The 20,184-nt window shown below is 65.5% G+C and carries 18 protein-coding genes; 3 read left to right on the top strand and 15 right to left on the bottom strand.

Annotated elements, in window-relative coordinates; genetic code table 11:
* Positions 1-86: 86 nt before the first annotated feature.
* Together ACSQ12_RS04425 and iolB are read left to right on the top strand one after the other, a co-directional pair.
* Positions 87-827: a GntR family transcriptional regulator gene (locus ACSQ12_RS04425; protein WP_209747127.1), complete on the top strand. Its 741-nt coding sequence runs from the start codon at positions 87-89 to the stop codon at positions 825-827.
* 97 nt (positions 828-924) lie between these two features.
* On the top strand, positions 925-1,827 hold the full coding sequence (gene iolB, locus ACSQ12_RS04420; protein ID WP_209747129.1) for a 5-deoxy-glucuronate isomerase: 903 nt from the start codon (positions 925-927) through the stop codon (positions 1,825-1,827).
* 91 nt (positions 1,828-1,918) lie between these two features.
* Here iolB and ACSQ12_RS04415 read toward each other — a convergent pair whose 3' ends face one another.
* The 6 genes from ACSQ12_RS04415 to ACSQ12_RS04390 form a co-directional block, all read right to left on the bottom strand.
* Positions 1,919-2,953 carry a Gfo/Idh/MocA family oxidoreductase gene (locus tag ACSQ12_RS04415; RefSeq protein WP_436064478.1) on the bottom strand — a complete coding sequence of 345 codons (1,035 nt, stop codon included), beginning with the start codon at positions 2,951-2,953 and terminating at the stop codon, positions 1,919-1,921.
* Entirely contained in the window at positions 2,950-4,056 is a 1,107-nt protein-coding gene (locus ACSQ12_RS04410) for a Gfo/Idh/MocA family oxidoreductase (RefSeq protein ID WP_436064477.1), read from the bottom strand. Before ACSQ12_RS04410 ends, ACSQ12_RS04415 begins: the two co-directional genes overlap by 4 nt.
* A gap of 119 nt (positions 4,057-4,175) precedes the next feature.
* A complete protein-coding gene (locus tag ACSQ12_RS04405; RefSeq protein ID WP_436064476.1) occupies positions 4,176-5,099 on the bottom strand; it encodes an ATP-binding cassette domain-containing protein in 924 nt (307 codons plus the stop codon).
* Positions 5,100-5,112: 13 nt separating this feature from the next.
* Entirely contained in the window at positions 5,113-6,162 is a 1,050-nt protein-coding gene (locus ACSQ12_RS04400) for an ABC transporter permease (protein ID WP_436064475.1), read from the bottom strand.
* A 52-nt stretch (positions 6,163-6,214) separates the two neighbouring features.
* On the bottom strand, positions 6,215-7,210 hold the full coding sequence (locus tag ACSQ12_RS04395) for a substrate-binding domain-containing protein (RefSeq protein ID WP_436064474.1): 996 nt from the start codon (positions 7,208-7,210) through the stop codon (positions 6,215-6,217).
* 248 nt (positions 7,211-7,458) lie between these two features.
* Positions 7,459-8,682: an MFS transporter gene (locus tag ACSQ12_RS04390; protein WP_436064473.1), complete on the bottom strand. Its 1,224-nt coding sequence runs from the start codon at positions 8,680-8,682 to the stop codon at positions 7,459-7,461.
* A gap of 164 nt (positions 8,683-8,846) precedes the next feature.
* Here ACSQ12_RS04390 and ACSQ12_RS04385 point away from each other — a divergent pair, with 164 nt between their 5' ends.
* Positions 8,847-9,296 (top strand): MarR family winged helix-turn-helix transcriptional regulator, encoded by a 450-nt coding sequence (locus ACSQ12_RS04385; RefSeq protein ID WP_209747142.1) that lies wholly within the window; start codon positions 8,847-8,849, stop codon positions 9,294-9,296.
* 98 nt (positions 9,297-9,394) lie between these two features.
* On the opposite strand, the gene ACSQ12_RS04380 is transcribed toward ACSQ12_RS04385, so the two are convergent.
* From ACSQ12_RS04380 to ACSQ12_RS04340, 9 genes are all read right to left on the bottom strand, one after another.
* Positions 9,395-10,861 (bottom strand): sugar porter family MFS transporter, encoded by a 1,467-nt coding sequence (locus ACSQ12_RS04380; protein WP_436064472.1) that lies wholly within the window; start codon positions 10,859-10,861, stop codon positions 9,395-9,397.
* 10 nt (positions 10,862-10,871) lie between these two features.
* Positions 10,872-11,744 carry a sugar phosphate isomerase/epimerase family protein gene (locus ACSQ12_RS04375; RefSeq protein WP_436064471.1) on the bottom strand — a complete coding sequence of 291 codons (873 nt, stop codon included), beginning with the start codon at positions 11,742-11,744 and terminating at the stop codon, positions 10,872-10,874.
* 116 nt (positions 11,745-11,860) lie between these two features.
* On the bottom strand, positions 11,861-12,874 hold the full coding sequence (locus tag ACSQ12_RS04370; protein ID WP_436064470.1) for a Gfo/Idh/MocA family protein: 1,014 nt from the start codon (positions 12,872-12,874) through the stop codon (positions 11,861-11,863).
* Between the two features lie 36 nt (positions 12,875-12,910).
* Positions 12,911-13,822, bottom strand: coding sequence for a sugar phosphate isomerase/epimerase family protein (locus tag ACSQ12_RS04365; RefSeq protein WP_209747150.1), 912 nt, complete (start codon positions 13,820-13,822; stop codon positions 12,911-12,913).
* A 78-nt stretch (positions 13,823-13,900) separates the two neighbouring features.
* Positions 13,901-15,412, bottom strand: coding sequence for a CoA-acylating methylmalonate-semialdehyde dehydrogenase (locus ACSQ12_RS04360; RefSeq protein WP_436064469.1), 1,512 nt, complete (start codon positions 15,410-15,412; stop codon positions 13,901-13,903).
* A gap of 48 nt (positions 15,413-15,460) precedes the next feature.
* Positions 15,461-17,389, bottom strand: a complete 1,929-nt coding sequence (iolD, locus tag ACSQ12_RS04355) for a 3D-(3,5/4)-trihydroxycyclohexane-1,2-dione acylhydrolase (decyclizing) (protein ID WP_436066930.1) — start codon at positions 17,387-17,389, stop codon at positions 15,461-15,463.
* Between the two features lie 44 nt (positions 17,390-17,433).
* Complete coding sequence (locus ACSQ12_RS04350) at positions 17,434-18,405, bottom strand: Cgl0159 family (beta/alpha)8-fold protein (RefSeq protein ID WP_436064468.1); 972 nt, start codon at positions 18,403-18,405, stop codon at positions 17,434-17,436.
* Positions 18,402-19,403 carry a 5-dehydro-2-deoxygluconokinase gene (iolC, locus tag ACSQ12_RS04345; RefSeq protein WP_436064467.1) on the bottom strand — a complete coding sequence of 334 codons (1,002 nt, stop codon included), beginning with the start codon at positions 19,401-19,403 and terminating at the stop codon, positions 18,402-18,404. The genes ACSQ12_RS04350 and iolC overlap by 4 nt, the downstream gene beginning before the upstream one ends.
* A 206-nt stretch (positions 19,404-19,609) precedes the next feature.
* Positions 19,610-20,014, bottom strand: coding sequence for a tautomerase family protein (locus ACSQ12_RS04340; protein WP_436064466.1), 405 nt, complete (start codon positions 20,012-20,014; stop codon positions 19,610-19,612).
* Positions 20,015-20,184: the final 170 nt, after the last annotated feature.

Here is a 20,184-nt window from a genome sequence, read left to right as displayed (position 1 = left end):
GCAGTATGTCCTATCAAGAGAACATATGCTGACATGCGCGGGCCCTCCGGCACCCTCGGAGCTCGCGGAGCACAAGGGAGCGCTCAGTGGCGAATCAACTTAATCTCAGCATCGACCGCTCTTCACCGGTGCCCCTCTACCACCAGGTGGTCCAAGGCATCGAGTCCGCCATCCACACCGGGCTGCTTCCCCCGGGCAGCCGGCTGGACAACGAGATTGACCTTGCTGCGCAGCTCAACCTGTCCCGGCCAACCATGCGCAAAGCCATGGACGAGCTGGTGCGTTCCGGGCTCCTGGTGCGCAAGCGCGGTGTGGGGACACAGGTTGTGTCCAGCCAGGTCCGGAGGCCGCTGGAACTTTCGAGCCTCTACGATGACCTCACCAATAACGGGAGCAAGCCCACCACCGAGGTGCTCAGTTTCTCCCATATCGAAGCCGACGCTCCCACGCGTGAGGCCCTCCAGCTTCCGGCCGGTGCCAAGGTCTACCACTTCACCAGGTTGCGCAAGGTGGGCGGCAAACCGCTTGCCCTGATGGAAAACTGGGTCCGCGACGACATCACCCCCATCGACGAAGCCCAGCTGGAAGCCCAGGGCCTGTACGCGATCCTGCGCAATGGCGGTGTGAACTTCCGGCTGGCCTCGCAGCGCATCGGTGCCATGGTGGCCAATGACTACCAGGCGCCGCTGCTGGATACGGAGCCCGGCCTGGCACTGGTGACCATGGAACGCACTGCGGTGGATGACACGGGTCGCATGGTGGAGACCGGCCACCACGTCTACCGCGGCGACTCCTACAGCTTCGAAATGACCCTTGTCCAGCGCTAGGCGCCTGCCCCAGCGCTAGGCGCCTGCCCCAGCGCTAGGCACCAGCTTCCTGCCCCAGCGCCGGGCTGGACTCCCCCACTAACGAAAGTGCACATCTATGGCCAACTGGGTATATCCGCTGGGTTCCGCCGCCGACGGCAGCTGGGACATTTCGCTGGGAACGTCCGATTCCGTCCTTGACGTGGACGGCTGGGCCCACACCGGGCTCAAAGTCGCGACACTGCCGGCGGGCGCCGCCGTCGAACTCCCTGCTGCAGGCGAGGAACGCATCGTGGTTCCGCTCAGCGGTTCCTTCACCGCCACGGTGGACGGCGAAGACTTCCGGCTGGCCGGCAGGGCCAGTGTTTTCCACGGGCCCAGCGATGTGCTGTACACAGGCACAGAGAAGGCTGTCACCATCAGTTCTGCCGATGGCGGCCGGGTGGCGGTCGCAACGGCTCCCGCGAAGGCGTCCTATCCGACCCGGCTCGTGACCGCCGCCGAGACACCCGTGGAACTGCGGGGTGCCGGCAACTGCTCACGGCAGGTTCACAACTTCGGCACTCCGGCCGCGCTGGAGGCCGATCGCTTCATCGTGTGCGAAGTCATCACCCCGGCCGGCAACTGGTCCTCGTATCCCCCGCACAAGCATGACGAAGAAAAAGACGGCGAAACCAGCCTCGAGGAAATCTACTACTTCGAGACCCGCGTCGCGCCGGACGGTCCCGCCGCCGGCTCAGGCGTGAAAGGCGACGCCATCGGCTACCAGCGCGTCTATGCCTCCGACGATCGGCCCATCGACGTGTCGGCTGAGGTCCGCACCGGCGACGTCGTCCTGGTTCCGTACGGATGGCACGGTCCCGCGATGGCTGCCCCGGGGTACGACCTGTACTACCTGAACGTGATGGCCGGCCCCGGCCCCGTCCGTGACTGGCTCATCAGCGACGACCCCCACCACGGCTGGATCCGCCAGACCTGGGAGGGCAAGGACGTGGACCCGCGGCTGCCTTTCACCGCGTAGACCTTCACCGCCTAAAGACGAGAAGAAGCCCCTGACCGGTTCAGCCGGTCAGGGGCTTCTTCCATTACCGGTGGCGCGTTATCCGCCGGCCCTAGCGGGCCACCTTCTGGGCCACGCGGACCGGAACGCCGGTTGCCAGCGATTCCTGGGCGGCGTCCGCAACGCGGGAAGCAGCCACGGCGTCCTCCGGGGTGCACGGGTTCTCCCTGCGGCCCAGGATCAGCTCCACGAAGGCCGCCATCTCGGAGCGGTACGCCTGGTCGAAGCGTTCGGCGAAGGTCTTGTGCGGCTCCCCCTCGGGGAAGTGGATGCCTGCTTCGGCCGATGCCATCGCCGCCTTGTCATCCAGCCCCACCATCAGCGAACGGCGGGAACCCTGGATTTCGAGCCGGACATCGTGGCCCGCCCCGTTGTACCGGGTGGCGGAGACTGTCCCGACCGTGCCGTCGTCGAACGTCACCAGCGCGAGCGCGGTGTCCACGTCCCCCACCCCGCCGATGGCAGGGTCGCCGTTATTGGAGCCCTTGGCGTACACCTCGACGATTTCCCGGCCGGTCAGCCAGCGCAGGATGTCGAAGTCATGGACGGAACAGTCCCGGAACAGGCCGCCGGAGCTCGCCAGGAACTCCACCGGAGGGGGTGCCATGTCGCATGTGACGGCCCGCAGCGAGTGGATCCAGCCCAGCTCGCCGGCCTGGTAGGCGCGCCGGGCTTCCAGGTAGCCGACGTCGAAGCGGCGCTGGTGCCCGATCTGCACCACACCCTTTCGGTCCCGGATGTAGTCCAGCACCGGCAGGGCGTCCGCCACGTTCAAGGCGACCGGTTTCTCACAGAACACCGGGATGCCGGCATCCACACCTGCCTTGATCAGTTCCGGGTGGGTAGCCGTTCCGGTGGCAATGACCAGGCCGTCCAGCCCGGAGGACAGGAGTGCCTCCACCGAGGGAAGGAATTCGGCGCCGAGCCCGGCCGCGACGGTCCGCGCGTGCTCTTCCGCGACGTCGGTGAGCCTGAGCCTGACGTTGACGCCCTCCGGGTTCAGGCCCCCGTTCAGCGCGGCGATGTTGTTGGCGTGCATGACGCCGATCCGGCCTACTCCGACCAGGCCAAGAATGACGTCCTTCATGCTTTCTCCTCCGCATAATCGACCGGTGATGCTGCCACCGCCGCCGGGGCGCCCTGCTTGACTGATTCGATGCAGGCCAGCGCCATCGCGAGCGCACGCCTGGCGTCGGCGGCTCCCGGCGTGAGGGTAAAGGCGGACGACGACGGCGGCACGCCGTCGCGCTGTGCGCGCACCACGTCGGCGAAGTCGGCCAGTTCGTCCGTGTAGGCCTGCCGGAACAGTTCGACGTTGAGCCGCGGAGTGTCGGCGGACAGTCCCTCGGCGGTGTAGCGGCGGGCAGTGGTTTCCGTGGCACGGCCGGCCTGGACCATACCCTTGGAGCCGAAGACCTCCCCGCGAATGTCGTACCCGTACAGTGCGCTGAAGTTTGCTTCCGCCACTGCAATGGCACCGTTGCTGTAGCGGATGGTCACCACTGCCGTGTCCAGGAAACCCTGGTCACGCAGTGCCGGCTCCACAAGGGCGTCGGCCAATGCGTAGACTTCCACGGGTTCGGCACCTTCGTTGAACCAGTTGAGGGTGTCGAAGTCGTGGATCAGGGTTTCGAGGAAGATGGTCCATGCCGGAACCCTGGCCGCGTTCGGAATGCTTCCGTTCCCGGGGTCCCGGGTCAGCGAGCGCATGAGCTGCGGCGTCCCGATCGTGCCGGCCGCAAGGTCCTTCTTGGCAGCCCGGAAATCGTCCGCGTACCGGCGGTTGAACCCGATCTGGAAGTGCACGCCGGCGGTGTCGACGGCCGCGAGTGCGGCGTCAAGCTCTTCGATCCCCAGGCCGGCGGGCTTCTCGCAGAAAACGTGCTTTCCGGCCGCCGCCGCCTGTGCGATAAGGGAAGAATGGAAGCGGGCCGGGCTTGCGATGATGACTGCGTCAATTGCCGGGTCAGCCAGGATGTCCTCGGCGTTCGGAGACACTTTGGCTGTGCCCAGGGACCGGGCCAGCGCCTGGGCGGATTCAAGGTTCGGGTCGGCGATGGCCGCAAGGACGGCGCCCGGCACGCGGCGGGCGATGCTCTCGGCATGGAACGCTCCCATCCAGCCGGAGCCGATGAGTCCGATCCGCACCGGGGCCGGGACTTCGTCGGGGTTTTGGGTGATGTAGGCCAAGGGGCCGGTCCTTTCGATGGATGTCACGGCTCGCGGAGCCGCCCGGGTCTTCACGGTGCCAACAGCACGGCGGAGCAGGGCCGGGCCCGGCACGGGCTGACCCTGCTCCTTCTGCGGCGTTAGCTGCTGTAGGCCTTGCCGGTGGTGGTCTGCGCCACGTCTGCTACTTCGCTCTTGACTTCCTTGACGACGTCGCCGTGGCCGCCGATCTGTTCGAGTTCGTGGGCGAGTTCGGCAAGCTCAGCACCGCCGGCCATCTGGGCGGTGAGCTCGTCGAGGGTGATGTCCTTCTTTTCGTAGTAGCCGATCGACTTGCCGCGCTTGAGCAGCAGGAACCGGTCACCGACGGGGAAGGCGTGGTGCGGGTTGTGGGTGATGAAGATGACGCCCAGGCCGCGGTCGCGGGCCTGCAGGATGTAGCGCAGCACCACGCCGGACTGCTTCACGCCGAGGGCCGCCGTCGGCTCGTCAAGGATCAGCACCTTCGCGCCGAAGTACACGGCCCGTGCGATCGCCACGCACTGGCGTTCACCGCCGGAGAGCTGGCCGATGGGTTGCTCCACGTCGCGGAGGTCGATGCCCATCTCGGCGAGTTCGTGCTTGGTGATGTCCTTCATTTTCTCGACGTCCAGGCTCTTGAACGGGCCAAAGCCGGAGGTCAACTCCGAGCCGAGGAAGAAGTTCCGCCAGATCGGCATCAGCGGCACCACGGCGAGGTCCTGGTAGACGGTGGCGATGCCGACGTCGAGGGCGTCTCGAGGGGAGGTGAACTTCCGTTCCTCGCCCATGACCTTCAGGACGCCCTCGTCGTGCTGGTGCAGGCCGGCGATGATCTTGATCAAGGTGGACTTGCCGGCGCCGTTGTCGCCCAGGACGCAGGTGACGCGGCCGTTGTCCACGGCCATCGTGACGTCGGTCAGGGCGACGATGTTGCCATAGTGCTTGCCGACCTTTTCCAGCGAGAGCAGGTGCACCGGAGTGTGCGTCAGCGGATCGGTTTCGTTCTGGAGCAGGGTCTGCTGGTCAATCTGTTTGGCATTCATTTCTCCGGCTCCTTTACTTGAGCTCTGCGCGGCGCTTGACGATGAGATTGACGATGGTGGCCAGCAGCAGCATCAGGCCCAGGAAGAACTTGAACCAGTCCGGGTTCCACTGCGCGTAGACGATGCCCTTGTTGGCCATGCCGAAAATGAACGCGCCGATCGCGCCGCCGATCGCCGAGCCGTAGCCGCCGGTGAGGAGGCAACCACCGATCACCGCGGCAATGATGTAGAGGAACTCGTTGCCCACGCCTTCACCGGACTGTACGGTGTCGAAGGCGAAGAGGTTGTGCATACCCAGGATCCAGCCGCAGAAGCCCACGGCCATGAACAGGCCGATCTTGGTGGCTTTGACCGGCACACCCACGGCGCGGGCCGCGTTCGCGTCGCCGCCGACGGCGAAGATCCAGTTCCCGACCCGCGTCCGCATCAGCACCCAGGTCGCCACCGCGACGAGGGCGAACCAGATGAACACGGTGATTTTGACGTCGACCCCGCCGATGGTCACCGAGGATGCGAACACCGCCCGGGCCGCGGCGAAGCCGTCCATGTTTGAGATGGAGGGTGAGGAGACCGAGCCGCCGATCAGGCGGGTCAGGCCCAGGTTCAGGCCGGTCAGCATCAGGAACGTGGCCAGGGTGACGATAAAGGAGGGCAGCTTGGTCTTCATCAGGATCCAGCCGTTGATGAAGCCGATGCCCAGGGACACCACCAAAGCCAGGACGACTCCGACCCAGACGTTCGTGCTGAAGTACCAGCTGAACAGCGATGCCGTCAGTGCCGAGGAGATCACGGCGACGCCGGTGGAGAGGTCGAACTCCCCGCCAATCATCAGCAAGGACACCCCCACGGCCATGATCCCGATCGTGGAGGAGCCGTACAGGATGGTCGCCAACGCATTGGGCTGGGTAAACGTCGGGGAGACCAGTGCGAAGAAGACGAACAGGACGATGGCGCCCACGAGGGCACCGACCTCGGGGCGTCCGAGGAGCTTCTGGAACGGACTGCGTTTGGCGACGCGCTCGTCGGGCGCCGCGGGCTTTGGCTTGGTCTGGGTGGCGGTCATGATAATTCTCCTTGCTGCCGGGCCGGCGTGAACCGGCCCGGCCAGCGGGCTGTTAACGGATGCCCTGCTGGGCGAACTTCAGGACATCGGCAGCATTTGATTTGTCGACGATAGCCGGGCCCGTCAGGACGGGCTGGCCTCCGCCGAGCTTGAATCCACCGCGCTTGTTCTGCCACAGCGCATCAATCGCTCCGTAGCCCTGCAGCCACGGCTGCTGATCCACGGTGAACAGCACTGCTCCGTCGACGATCTTCTGGGCGAGATCCGCGTTCAGGTCGAAGCTTGCAACCTTGGCTGAGCTGCCGGCGTCCGTGACGGACTTCAGGAGCGTGAGGGTGATAGGGGCCCCAAGCCCGATGATGACGTCGGCGTCCTTGGTAGCCTGGAGCTTGGCGGTGGCGGTGGACTGGACGGAGGTCATGTCCTTGCCGTCAACGTAGAGGATTTCCGTTCCGGGCACCTTGGCCTTGACGCCGGCGCAGCGCGCTTCAAGTCCGACGTGGCCCTGTTCCTGGATCACGCAGACCGGGTGCTTGAATCCGTCCCCGGCCAGCTTGGTGCCCACGGCCTGACCGGCGAGCTGCTCGTTGGAGCCGAAGTGCGTGAACGCTCCCAGCTGCGCCGAGACACCCTCGCCGGCGTTGAGGCTCACAATCGGGATGCCAGCGTCGGCGGCCTTCTTCAGGACATCTTTGAGCGCTTCCGGCTTGGCGAGCGTGACCGCGATGCCGTCGACCTTCTGATCTATTGCCTGCTGGATGAGCTGAGCCTGACGCCCGGCTTCAGGGTCGGACGTGTAGAGGAGTTCAACGTTGTCCTTCGCCGACGCTTCCTCGGCACCCTTGCGGACGATGTCCCAGAAGGTATCACCCGCGGCCGCGTGGGTGATGAGAGCCACCTTGATGCGGTCCGTGCTTGCGGCCTGGCCACCACCTGCGCCGCCGCCCGTCTCGGCGGGCTTTCCGCCGGTGCTTGAACACGCGCTCAACGCCATCATCGGCACTACCGCCGCAACAAGGGCTGCCTTGCGCCAGGAAAAATTAGCCACCTGAATCTCCTTTGATCTCAGTTCCCGGGCTGCCACTCTGCAGCCGCCGGAGCACTGTCTACCTCGATCATGGTGATTGGGCTCACTAATGTCAATAGTTTGTCCTGACATTAGGATGTTTTAACCTGAAATCACATTTGATGACATGGAAAAGCCGGGGGTGTCGGGCAATGCCGTCACCCCCGGCAGTCCAATGTGAGAGCCCCAGACCGCGCCGGTCAGGCGGCGGCGGGGGTCACCGTGGATGCCTACACGCCGACGGGCGCCCCGGCAGCAGCAGGCGCGGCGGCCGCCGTCGTACGATTTTGATCCCGCCGCCGGGCCTTCGCGGCGGCGAATGCCATCACGCCGAGACCCAGAAGGGTAATCCCGGCACCGGCCCAGATCGGCGAGGTGTAGCCGAGGCCCGCTGTGATGGTGACGCCGCCCAGCCAGGCGCCAAGGGCGTTGCCGACGTTGAAGGCGCCGATGTTGGCGCCGGAGGCCAGGGTGGGGGCGCTATCGGCGTACTTCATGACGCGCATCTGGAGCCCCGGGACAGTGGCGAAGCCGAAGCCGCCCATGAGCACAATGGAGGCGATGGTGAGGGGCTGGTTGCCGGCGGTCAGGGCGAAGGCCACCAGAATCACCACCAGCGCGGCGAGGACTACCAGCAGAGTGCGGTCCACGTTGCGATCCGCGGCCTTCCCGCCCACGGTGTTCCCGATGAACAGTCCGATGCCGAAGAGGATCAGGAGCCACGGCACGGCGGACGCCGCGAAGCCGGTGACCTCGGTGAGGGTATAGGCGATGTACGTGAAGGCGCCGAACATACCGCCGTAACCCAGGATGGTGACGAGGATGGACAGCCACACCTGGCCGGACCGGAAGGCGCGCAGCTCGCCGCGGAGCCCGCCGGAGGCAGCCTGGGCCGCGGCGCGCCCCTGGCCGGTCCGGGGCACCAGCGTCAGGATGCCCGCCAGGGCGAGGACACCAATCCCCGTGATGGCCCAGAAGGTGGAGCGCCAGCCGGCGGCCTGGCCGAGCATGGTGCCGAACGGGACACCAAGGACGTTCGCGGCCGTGAGGCCGGTGAACATGATGGCGATGGCACCGGCCTTCTTGGTGGGCGCCACCATGTCCGCGGCCACCACCGCCCCAATGCCGAAGAACGCGCCGTGGGCCAGGGCGGCCACAATCCGGCCGATCATCATCATGGAGTAGTCGGGGGCGATGGCGGAGACCAGGTTGCCGGCAATGAACAGCACCAGCAGGACGGCCAGGACCGGCTTGCGTTCGAAGCGTGTCACGGCCGCCGTGAGCAGCAGGGCGCCGACGACGACGGCGAGCGCATAGCCGGAGATCAGCCAGCCGGCCGTGGCCTCGCTGACGCTGAAGTCTGCGGCGACCTCGGGCAGCAGGCCCATGATCACGAACTCGGTGAGTCCGATACCGAACCCGCCGAGGGCTAGGGCTAATAGGCCAATGGGCATGGCGGAGCTCCTTCAAAACTGTACGGAATGGGGTAGGGCGCGTAAGCTTATAGTTGCAGACGCGTTATTTATTGTTGCACAAGCAGATACCACGCGCAAGCAACTATTATTTGTTGTGCCCCGTTTCATATCCGTGGGGTACGCGATTCGAAGGGAAGTACACGATGGGCATCAAGGACGACGCCGTTGAAGTCCGCGCGCAGGGGTGGCGCACCCTCGCGGCCCTGCACGGCCTGATCGAGTCGGAGCTGGAACGCTCGCTCCAGGCCGAGGCCCAGCTGTCCGTGGTCGAGTACACAGTGCTCGACGCCCTGAGCCGGCAGGACGGCTGGCACATGCGCATGCAGCAGCTGGCCCGCGCCACCGCGCTGAGCGCCAGCGCCACCACGCGGCTGGTCAACAGGCTCGAGGACCGCGGCCTGCTCACGCGCATCCTCTGTGCGGATGACCGCCGCGGCATCTACACCGAACTGACAGAGAGCGGCATCAAGCTGCTGGACGAGGCGCGGCCCACCCACGACGCCACGCTGGAGCGGGCCCTTGCCGAGGCGCAGGAAATCCCCGAGCTTGCCCCGCTGGTTGACGCGCTGCCCAGGCTGCACGCGCACGCCTAGACCCGCCGTAGCTCCTCTTAAAGAGTTTTTGTCCAGATAATGCCCCTTTGAATCGTTCAAAGAGGCATTATCTGGACAAAAACTCGATTTGGCTGCGGTTACTTGGCGACTCCGGCCAGGTCCTTGGCTGCGGCGTTCTTGAAGTAGTGCTCCAGGTCCTCAAGGCTCTTGTCCTTGGTCTCCGGAACCACCCGCTTCACCCACACGATGGCTGCCAGCTGGATGGCCACGAAGATGAAGAACGTCGTTGAAACGCCGATCGAGGCCACCATCTGCGGGAAGAAGAATCCGATCAGGAAGTTGATCATCCACAGCACGAACACACAGATGCCCATGCCGATGCCGCGGACATGCAGCGGGAAGATCTCGGACATGGTCAGCCACGTCACCGTGCCGATGCAGGACTGCATGGACGCCAGGAACGTCACCATAAACAGCAGCACCAGATAGCCGCGGGCGATGCCTTCCGGGACCAGCATGGATATCAGGCCAATGGCCAGCAGCGAAGATGCCGTGCCGACCAGGCCCACGATCAGCATGGCCTTCCTGCGCACTTTCGTCATCAGGGACATACCGACAATGACGGCGAGCACGGAGGTGATGCCGTTGACCACGTTGGCGAGGAGGGCGCCCTGATCCCCGAAACCGGAGCTGGAGAGGATCGAGGTGCCGTAGTACATGATCGCGTTGACGCCGCTGATCTGGTTGATGACCGCCATGCCCAGGCCCACCACGAAGATCCTGCGGATCCATGGCACGGTGAGGTCCCGGTACGTTCCGAGCTTGGATTGGTAGTCTTCCCGGGCCGCCTGCCGCACCTCATCAAATTCCGAAGAGACATCGGCCGGTGCACGGGTCTTGCGCAGCACCTCGAGAACGTCGCCGAAGCGTCCGGCCGAGGCCAGCCAGCGGGGGCTTTCGGGCAGCACGAGCATTCCGAACCAGAGCACGACGGCGGGCAGCGTGGCAATGACCAGCATCCAGCGCCACACGTGGGACGCCTCGGGGAAGGCGTTTCCCAGGACAGCATTGAACGTGAACGCCAGGAACTGTCCCGTGACGATCATGAGCTCATTCTGCGTGACGATCCGCCCGCGCTGGGCAGCCGGCGACATTTCCGCAAGGTACACGGGCACGATCACCGATGCCCCGCCCACCGCAAGGCCCAGGACTGTACGGGCTGCAACCAGCAGCTCGGTGGTGGGCGCCATGGAACAGGCGATCGTTGAGACGGCGAAGATGAGCGCCAACGCCATGATGGTCCTGCGGCGGCCGAAACGGTCGGACAGCCGGCCGGCAGTGATTGCGCCGAAGGCCGCGCCGAACAGCAGGGTGGACGTCACCAGGCCTTCAGTCAGCGGCGTCAGCGCCAGATCGCGCTGCATGAACGGCAGGGCACCGTTGATGACGCCTGTGTCGTAGCCGAAGAGCAGGCCGCCGAACGTCGAGAACAGGGCGACCCGCCGCATGAACCCCTTGGGATTGGCGGCGCCACTGCCGGGGCCGTCGGCTCCGGCCGGGGGTCGGGTGGACGTACCGGTGAGCGTATTTTCCGTTTGCTTCATAGGGCGGCCGCTAGCTGGCCTTGGCGATGTAGTTGTTCATCGTGTCCAGCTGGTAGCGGGAAACCTCCGCGGCGTTCTCGTCTTCGGCGAAGACGCTGGATACCATCACGGTGTCTTCGCGGTCCAGGAAGCCGATCTCCTGCAGGCCGCCGAAGAATTCCTCCCAGTTGACGTCGCCGTCGCCGATTTTCAGGTGCTGATGCACGCGGACCGGATTTCCGGACGGGTTGGTGATGTAGCGCAGGCCGTGCGAGGCGTGGTGGTTCATGGTGTCTGCCACGTGGACCAGCCGGAGCCTGTCCCCCGCGGCGCGCATGATGTCCAGCGGCGCGTTCTTCATGTGGAAGCTGTGCGAGGCCACGTACACCAGGCCCACATTCTTGGAGTTCAGGCCACGGATGACACGGATGGCGGCCAGGCCTTCCTCCACGAAGTCGTCCGGGTGCGGATCGATCAGCAGGTCCAGGCCCTCGCGTTCGATGATGGGCAGCAGCTCCTCCATGGAGCGGTAGAAGGCGCGCTCTGATTCCTCGGCCTTCTCCGGGCGTCCGCTGAACTCGGTGTTGATGGTGCTGACGCCGAGGTCCACGGTGATCTGGATGACGCGCTTCCAGTAGCGGACGGCAGCTTCGCGGGCATCCTCGTCCGGCCCGGACCAGCGCAGGACGGGAAGCACTGAGGCGATCTCGACCCCCACATCCTGGCAGGCCTTGCTGAGCTTGCCCACCAGTTCGTCGTCGGCCTTGGGGTGGTTGTAGAACGGGATGAAGTCGGCGTGCGGGGTCATCTGCATGTACTTGTAGCCGAGGTCCGCCACCACCCGGGGAAATTCGAGCAAGGTGTGCGAATGGTGGAACGGCGTTGGATCAAGTGCGATTTTCACGGGGAACACTCCCTTGTGGGTGAGTCAGTTGTCGAACCGGGTTTTTGTCCAGATAACGCGCCCAAAAGGGCCTCGATGTCGCGTTATCTGGACAAAAACTCCTGGGGCGAACGGGCTTAGCTGTAGAGGGCGGGCTTGGCGTTCAGCTTCACGGCCACCTTCTCGCCGTTCTTCTGAGCTTCCACGCCGGCTTCGCAGCATGCCGCAGTGGCGTAGCCGTCCCAGGCGGTGGGGCCGCCGATTTCGCCGCGGAGTGCCGCGTCGACCCAGGACTGGATCTCGACGTCGTACGCCGCGCCGAAGCGCTCTTCGAAACCTGGAGTGACATGGCCGCCCCAGTGGCCGGCGCTGCGGGTGTACGGTCCCTTGTCGCCGCCAATGTTGACGATGCCGTCTTCGAAGGCGGCCTGCGTCGCCACTTCGTAGCCGAACTTCGCGTTGACGTAGATTTCGACGTCGGCGAGCACGCCTGACTCGGTTTCCACCAGGACGTGCTGGGGATCGTGCTGGCCGGCCGGGGCGTTCTTCGTGGCCTTGCCAAGACGGACCTGGACGCTGGTGATTTCCTCGCCGGTGAAGAACCGGATGGCGTCGAACTCGTGCACCACAGAATCGTTGATGAGCATCTCGTTGGTGAAGCCCGGCGGCGTGGTGGGGTTGCGGTGCTGGTGGTGCAGCATCAGCAGTTCACCCAGCTCGTGGTCCCGGATGACCTGTCCCAGGGCAGCGTATTCGGCGTCGAAGCGGCGCATGAAGCCCACCTGGATGCGCTTGTGGCCCAGCTCCTCCTCGGCCCGGACGATCTTCCATGCTGATTCGGCGTCCGGGGTGAGCGGCTTCTCGCAGAGGATCGGGATGTCCTTGGCAAGGGCCTTCAGCAGGATGTCCTCGTGCAGGAAGCCCGGCGTGGCAATCAGGACGGCGTTGACGTTCCCGTTGTTCAGCGCCTCTTCGGCATCGGCCAGGGCCACTGCGCCCGGGATGCCTTCGATGGCTGCCTGTGCACGGGCAAGGTCGACGTCGACGACGGCGGCGACTTCAGCGCCGTGGATGCGCTTGCTGAGGCGCTGGATGTGGTCCGCGCCCATGCGGCCGGCGCCGATGACGGCGACGCGAAGGGTTTCAGTCATTGTTCTTTCCTTACGTTTCGGGTGCCTGGGCGGTTGTTAGTTGACTGCCGTGCGGGAACCGCAGGACAGCAGGTAGTTGCGGGTGCGCTTGGCGATCGGCATGGGGACGTCGAAGGCCACCGGGTACATATCCTGCTCCACGATGCCGAAGATGGGGCGGTTCAGCGCTTCCACCGCTTCGATGACGGCGCGCAGGTCCGGCAGCCCGTTCGGCGGCTCGGTCATGACGCCGGCAAGGTTGGCTGCGGCCCAGGTCATGTTTTCCTCGTTGACTTGCCTGAGGATGTCCGGGTTGATCTGCTTCAGGTGCAGGTACCCGATGCGGTCCGGGTAGTTCTTGATGAGCTCAAGGCTGGATGCTCCGCAGTATTCGGCGTGGCCGGTGTCCAGGCACAGGTTCAGGTACTTGGAGTCCGTGGCAGCCAGGAGGGTTTCGATGTCCTCCTGGGCTCCGACGTGGGAATCCGCGTGGGAGTGGAACTGCTGCTTCAGCCCGAAGTCCTCCAGCAGGGTCTTGCCCAGCCGGTTGTGGCCGGCGAACAGATCGCTCCAGGCCTTCTCGGTCAGCTGGCCGCTTTCCACTGCTTCGCCGGTGACGTCGTCGCGCCACATGGCCGGGATGACCACGATGTGCTCGCCGCCCATGGCCGCCGTCAGCTCGGCGACCCTGCGTGCCGGCTCCCAGGCAGCCTCCCACTGGTCCAGTCCGCGGTGGAACGCGGTGAAAACTGTTCCGGCCGTGACCTTCAGGTCGCGCTGCTTGAGCTCGTCGGCCAGCCGGGCGGGATCGTTCGGCAGGTAGCCGTAGGGGCCGAGTTCGATCCACTTGTAGCCGGACTCGGCCACTTCGTCGAGGAACCGCTCCCACGGGGTCTGCTTGGGGTCATCCGCGAACCAGACGCCCCAGGAGTCCGGTGCGGTGCCGATGATCAGTTTGTTCTCAGTCATGACAGCAATGTCTTTCTGCTGGGCCCACGCCGCCAGGGTTACCTGGCCGAGCTTGCGGGGCGAGGGCGGCGGTGGGGACTAGTTGGACGGGAAGTTGTACGAGGCACCCGAGGCGTGGGTGGGCTCGGGCCAGCGTGAGGTAACTACTTTGCCACGGGTGTAGAAGGAGACGCCTTCCGGGCCGTAGATGTGCTTGTCGCCGAACAAGGAGGCCTTCCAGCCGCCGAAGGAGTGGTAGGCAACCGGAACCGGAAGGGGCACGTTGATGCCGATCATGCCCACGGTCACGGAGCGCTGCAACTTGCGGGCGTTGGCGCCGGAGGAGGTGAAGATCGCGGTGCCGTTGCCGTAGGGGTTGGCGTTGATCAGGCTGATGCCGGCGTCGAGGTCCTCGACCCGGACGACGACGAGGACGGGTCCGAAGATTTCCTCGGTGTAGGCGGTCATTTCGGTCTTGACGTGGTCCAGGACGGTGGGGCCAACCCAGAAGCCTTCTTCGTGGCCCGGGACCACGAGGTCACGGCCGTCCACCACCATCGCGGCACCGGCTGCTTCGGCTTCGGTGACGATCTTTACGATGCGTTCCTTGGAAGCCGGAGTGATGACCGGGCCCATTTCGGCGTCGGGCGCGGTGCCGTTGTTGACCTTGACGGCGAGGGCGCGCTCTTCGACCTTCTTGACCAGCAGTTCGGCGGCGTCGCCGACGGCGACGCCGACGGAGATGGCCATGCAGCGTTCCCCGGCGGAGCCGAAAGCGGCGGCGGCGAGGTGGTCGGCGGCGTTGTCCAGGTCGGCGTCGGGCATCACGATGGCGTGGTTCTTCGCGCCGCCCAGGGCCTGGACGCGCTTGCCGTGCTTGGTGGCGGTCTCGTGGACGTACTGGGCGATCGGGGTGGAGCCTACGAAGGAAATGCCGTCCACGTCGGGGTGGGTCAGGAGCCCGTCAACGGTCTCCTTGTCGCCGTGCAGGACCTGGAACACGCCGTCGGGCAGGCCCGCGTCCTTCCACAGCTTGGCCAGCAGCATCGAGGCGGAGGGATCACGTTCGGAGGGCTTGAGGATGAAGGCGTTGCCGGTGGCGATCGCCATCGGTGCCATCCACAGCGGCACCATGACGGGGAAGTTGAACGGGGTGATGCCGGCGACGACGCCGAGGGGCTCGCGGAAGGAGAAGACGTCGATGCCGGTGGAGACCTGGTCCGAGTAGTCACCCTTGAGCAGGGTCGGGATGCCGCAGGCGAACTCGATGACCTCCAGGCCGCGGCCGATCTCGCCCTTGGCGTCGGACAGGACCTTGCCGTGCTCTGCGGTGATCAGGTCGGCGAGGTCGTCCACGTGGGCGGCGACGAGTTCGCGGAACTTGAACAGCACCGCGGTGCGCTTGGCCAGGGAGATGTCGCCCCAGCTGTCGGCGGCTTTGCGGGCGGCGGCAACGGTGACGTCCAGGTCCGCCCGGTTGGCCAGCCGCAGCTCTGCGGTGACGGCGCCGGTGGCGGGGTTGTAGACGGGCTGGGTGCGGTCGCCCTCGCCTGCAGTTTCGGCGCCGTTGATGAAGTGGTGGATGGTCTTGGTGGTGGTGAGGGTGCTCATCATAATGTCCTTGGGGGTTGGGATGCCGGGTGGCCCAGGGGGCCGGGGTCAGCCGAGCAGCTTGCGCTGGCGGTTCTTGTGGTCGGTGTAGGTCTGGAAGGCCTGCTTCGTGGAGTCAAGCTCGGAAACCTGGGAGACGGGAACGTCCCACCATGATTCGGAGCTCGGGGCATCCAGCAGCGGGTCGGATTCGATGTGGATCAGGATGGGCCCGCCGCGCTCGGGGGCGGCCTTGGCGTCGCGGATGGCCTGCTCGAGTTCGGCGATGACCTTCTCCCCCGGTTCGATCCGGATCACCTCCACGCCGAGGCTTTCGGCGTTCAGGGCCAGGTCCACCGGAAGGGTTTCGCCTTCGTCGAAGCTGTGCTGTTCCTCGTTCAGGGCACGGTACTGCGTGCCGAAGCGCTGCGAGCCGAGCGAATCGGAGAGGGATCCGATGGACGCGTAGCCGTGGTTCTGGATCAGGACCACGATCAGTTTGATCCGTTCGGCGACGGCGGTGACCAGCTCGGTGTGCATCATCAGATAGGAGCCGTCCCCCACCATCACGACGACGTCGCGCTGGGCTCCGCCCCGCGCGGCTTCGGCCAGGGCCGCGCGCTTGACGCCGAGCCCGCCGGGGATTTCGTAGCCCATGCAGGAGTAGGCGTACTCGACGTGGTAGCCGAAGGGGTCGCGGACGCGCCACATCTTGTGCAGGTCACCGGGGAGGGACCCGGCAGCGCAGATGACGACGTCCTGGGCGTTCATGGCCCGGGACGTGGCGCCGATGATTTCGTTCTGGGCCGGCAGCGGGGTGAAGCGGGTGTCGAATGCTTCGTCCACGGTGGCGTCCCAGCGCTTCTTCTCGGCGGCAACCTGCTGTTCCAGGTCCGCGCCCACGCGGTAGCCGCCGAGGGCCTGGTTCAGCTTGACCAGGGCCTTGCGGGCGTCGGCCACGATCGGCAGCGTGGTGCCGTGCTTGTACGCGTCGATGGCGGCGACGTTGATGTTGATGAACTTCACGTCCGGGTTCTGGAACGCGGTCCGCGAGGCGGTGGTGAAATCCTCGTAGCGGGTGCCGATGCCGATGATCAGGTCCGCTTCGGCTGCGATGGCGTTGGCCGCCGTCGTGCCGGTGGAACCGATCGCGCCGAGGGAGGACTTGTGGTCCCAGGGCAGGACTCCGACGCCAGCCTGGGTGTTGCCCACCGGGATGCCGGTGAGTTCCACGAACCTGGCGAGCTCGTCGTTGGCGAAGGCGTAGACGACGCCGCCGCCGGCGATGATCAGCGGGCGTTTCGCGGCGCGGATGGCTTCGGCGGCACGGCGGATGTCCTCGTCGTCCGCGTCCGGGCGGCGGATCCGCCACTCCCGTTCGGCCAGGAACTCCTCGGGCACGTCGAAAGCTTCGGCCTGGACGTCCTGCGGCAGGGAGATGGTGACGGCGCCGGTTTCGGCCGGATCCGTCAGCACGCGCAGCCCGTGGTGGAACGCGGAGAACAGCTGCTCGGGCCGGGAAACGCGGTCGAAAAACTTGGACAGCGGCCGGAACGCGTCGTTGACCGTGATGTCGTAGGCGTACGGCTGCTCGAGCTGTTGCAGCACCGGGTCAGCGGCCCGGGTGGCGAAGGTGTCGCTGGGCAGCAGCAGAACCGGAAGGCGGTTGGTGGTGGCGAGCGCCGCCCCCGTGAGCAGGTTGGAGGAACCAGGCCCGATCGAGGTGCTGACGGCGAAGGTCTGCCTGCGGCGGGTGTGGCGTGCGTACCCCACGGCCTGGTGGGACTGTGCCTGCTCGTTGCGGCCCTGGTAGTACGGCATGATCGCCGGATCCAGCTGCTGGTACTGCTTGAGCGCCTGGCCCACGCCGGCAACGTTGCCGTGCCCGAAGATGCCGAACGTGCCGGGGATCAGGCGTTCGCGGTAGTCCAGTCCGCCAACGGAATCAACGGTGTACTGCTTGGAAAGGTATTCGACGACGGCCTGGGCGACCGTCATGCGGCGGGTTCCGGCTGCGTTGCCAGTTCTGATCCCCATGGGAATTACTCCGATACTTCTGCGGTGTGGGCTGATGCGGTGTGGTGAAGGAGGGAGGCTGCGGTGGCCACTGCGCCGGCTACGTCGCCGTCCTTCGGGTACAGGAGGGTCCGGCCGACGGTGAGGCCCTGCACGCCGGGAAGGGCCAGGGCGGCTTCCCAACTGGCAAACACTTCGTCCTGGGTACCTTCCGGGTCTCCGCCCAGCAGCACCGTGGGCATGGTGGTGGCGGCCATGACGCGTTCCATCTCTGCCACCACCGGCAGCTTCATCCAGGTGTAGGCGCTGGTGGAGCCAAGGCCCTCGGCAATAGCCACGGACTTGATGACCGCGTCGGTGGACAGATCGTTGCGGACCCTGCCGTTGTGCCACGCGGACAGGAACGGCTCCACCATGGCGATCAGTTTGCGTTCGGCCAGGGAATCGATGGCCCTGGCCGTCGCTTCCAGCAGGGACACCGTGTCCGGGTCGCCCAGGCAGATACGGGTGAGCATCTTGCCGCCGTCGGCCCCCAATGCCTTCAGCGCAGCGGCGGTGTGGCCGGTGAAGCGGTCGTCAAATTCGTTGACCAGGCCCGTGAGCCCGCCGCGGTTCATGGATCCGAACACCAGTTTGCCGTCGAGGGCGCCCAGCAGCAGGAGATCATCCATGATGTCCGGGGAAGCGAGTACGCCGTCCACGTCCGGGTTCGCCAGGGCGATCTGCAGCCGGTCCAGCAACTGCCGGCGGTCGGCCATGGCCACCGGGTCATTGCCCACCGCGAGGGCGCCGCGGGCCGGGTGGTCAGCTGCCACGATGAAGTTCTGCCGGCCGTACTTGAGGCCGGGGTGCCGGCGCCGTGCCTTCGCGGCGCGGGCAACAGCGTCCGGGTCCTCCAGGCGGATGGTACTCAGGTGGGCGTAACGGCGGGGATCATCGTCCACACCAGCAGCGGCCGGGACGGTATCCGGAGTGGTCCGGGAAGAGTTGAGGGTCACAGTGCTGCTCCTTCGGTGGCAAATTGCCCGGGAACCAGGCGGCCGCGCTCGGCCAGCAGCGAGGTGACCTCGTCCGGCGTCGGCATGGCGTCGGCACAGGACAGGCGGGACGCGACGATCGCGCCGGCGGCATTCGCGTAATCGAGGACCTCGGCGAGGCTCCAGCCGGAGAGCAGTCCGTGGCAGAAAGCTCCGCCGAAGGAGTCCCCGGCGCCCAGGCCGTTGACGGTCTCCACCGGAACGGGGGCCGACACCACACGCTCGGTGCGGGTCTTGGCCATCACGCCTTCAGGGCCGAGCTTGACGACGGCGATTTCGACGCCAGCGGCCAGGAGCCGGTCCGCCTGCTCGTCAGGGGTCCCCTCACCCACGGCTACGGAGCATTCCTTGTCGTTGCCGATGGCCACTGTGACATGCGGCAGGATCTTGGCCACCTGGGCCCGGGCTTCCTCCTCCGAGGCCCAGAACATGGGGCGGTAGTCCAGGTCAAGGATGGTGTACTGGCCTTCCTTGAGCCCTTCGCGCGGGCGGGCTTCGTGGGCCTTGATGTGCGCTTCACGGCTGGGTTCCTGGCACAGTCCGGTGACCGTGGACCAGAAGATGCGTGCGTCCCGGATGGCGTCAAGGTCCAGTTCGTCCGCTTTGATCTGCAGGTCAGGGGCCGTGGGGAAACGCCCGTAGAAGTACAGCGGGAAATCCTCCGGCGGCTTGATCGCGCAGAACGTGACCGCGGTGGGCCATTCCTTCACCGGCGTCACGAAGGTGTCGTCCACGTTGAACTTGCGGAGTTCGCGGTGCAGGTATTTCCCGAAGGCGTCGTCGCCGGTGCGGGTGATCACTCCGGTCCGGCGGCCATGCCGGGCGGCAGCAACAGCGACGTTGGACGGTGATCCACCGAGGTACTTTCCGAAGGACGTGACGTCCTCCAGATCCACCCCGATGTCGTTCGGGTAGATATCAACGCTGATGCGCCCGATCGTGAGCAGTTCGTGGGTCACGGTAATCGCGGACCTTTCTGGTTTGAACTCTGTACCTCTGAACAGATAGAGCTCCGGTTCCTGGCGACCCCCGTGAGCGGGGCCACAACCACTACTTTGCCCTAGAATTATTGTCCTGTCAAAGGTTTGTACTGACATATTTACAACTTGGCATAGCCGGGTAAATTGGCCGGCCTGGACCTCACAATGCGCGCCCAAACCGGAGACTATTTGCGCGGGACCGCCAACTCCCCGGTGACGTACTGCGCCCGCCCGAAACCGAACGACCAGTCGCCGGCGGCATTCTCCACATAGCCGATGAACACATCCTCACCGGCCACCCCCAGCTCCGCCAGCCTGGCTGCGATCGCGGCGAAAAGGGATTGCTTGGCTTCCTGGCTGCGCCCACCCTGGGTAAAGATTTGGATCATCACCACATCCGGCGTCCGCTCAAAACCCAGCCCCGCATCCTGGGCGAAGATCTGCCCGCCGGGATGTTCGGTGAGGATGTGGAAGTAGTCACGCTCCGGAACCCCGTACTCAGCCAGGATCGCATCATGGATCCCCAGGCTGAGCCGGCGCAGATCCTCGGGGCTGCGACCCTCATTGACGTCAATTCGCACCAGCGGCATTTTGGCTCCTTCAGCAATTTGTCCTGACATACTAACAAATTGAAGCACCTTCGAACAATACGGGCCCGGAGGAGCCCTTGCTGGCAGTCCATCGCGGGAGTAGCATTAAACAACCGAAAGGTTGATAAACGAATTAATTGATTACCTGGCGAATGACTGAACGGGGTGAT

Source organism: Arthrobacter sp. LjRoot14 (assembly GCF_964253905.1).
Taxonomy (GTDB): Bacteria; Actinomycetota; Actinomycetes; order Actinomycetales; family Micrococcaceae; genus Arthrobacter.
The sequence above is the reverse complement of the archived record's forward strand: the minus strand, read 5'-3'. Positions and strand labels throughout refer to the sequence as shown.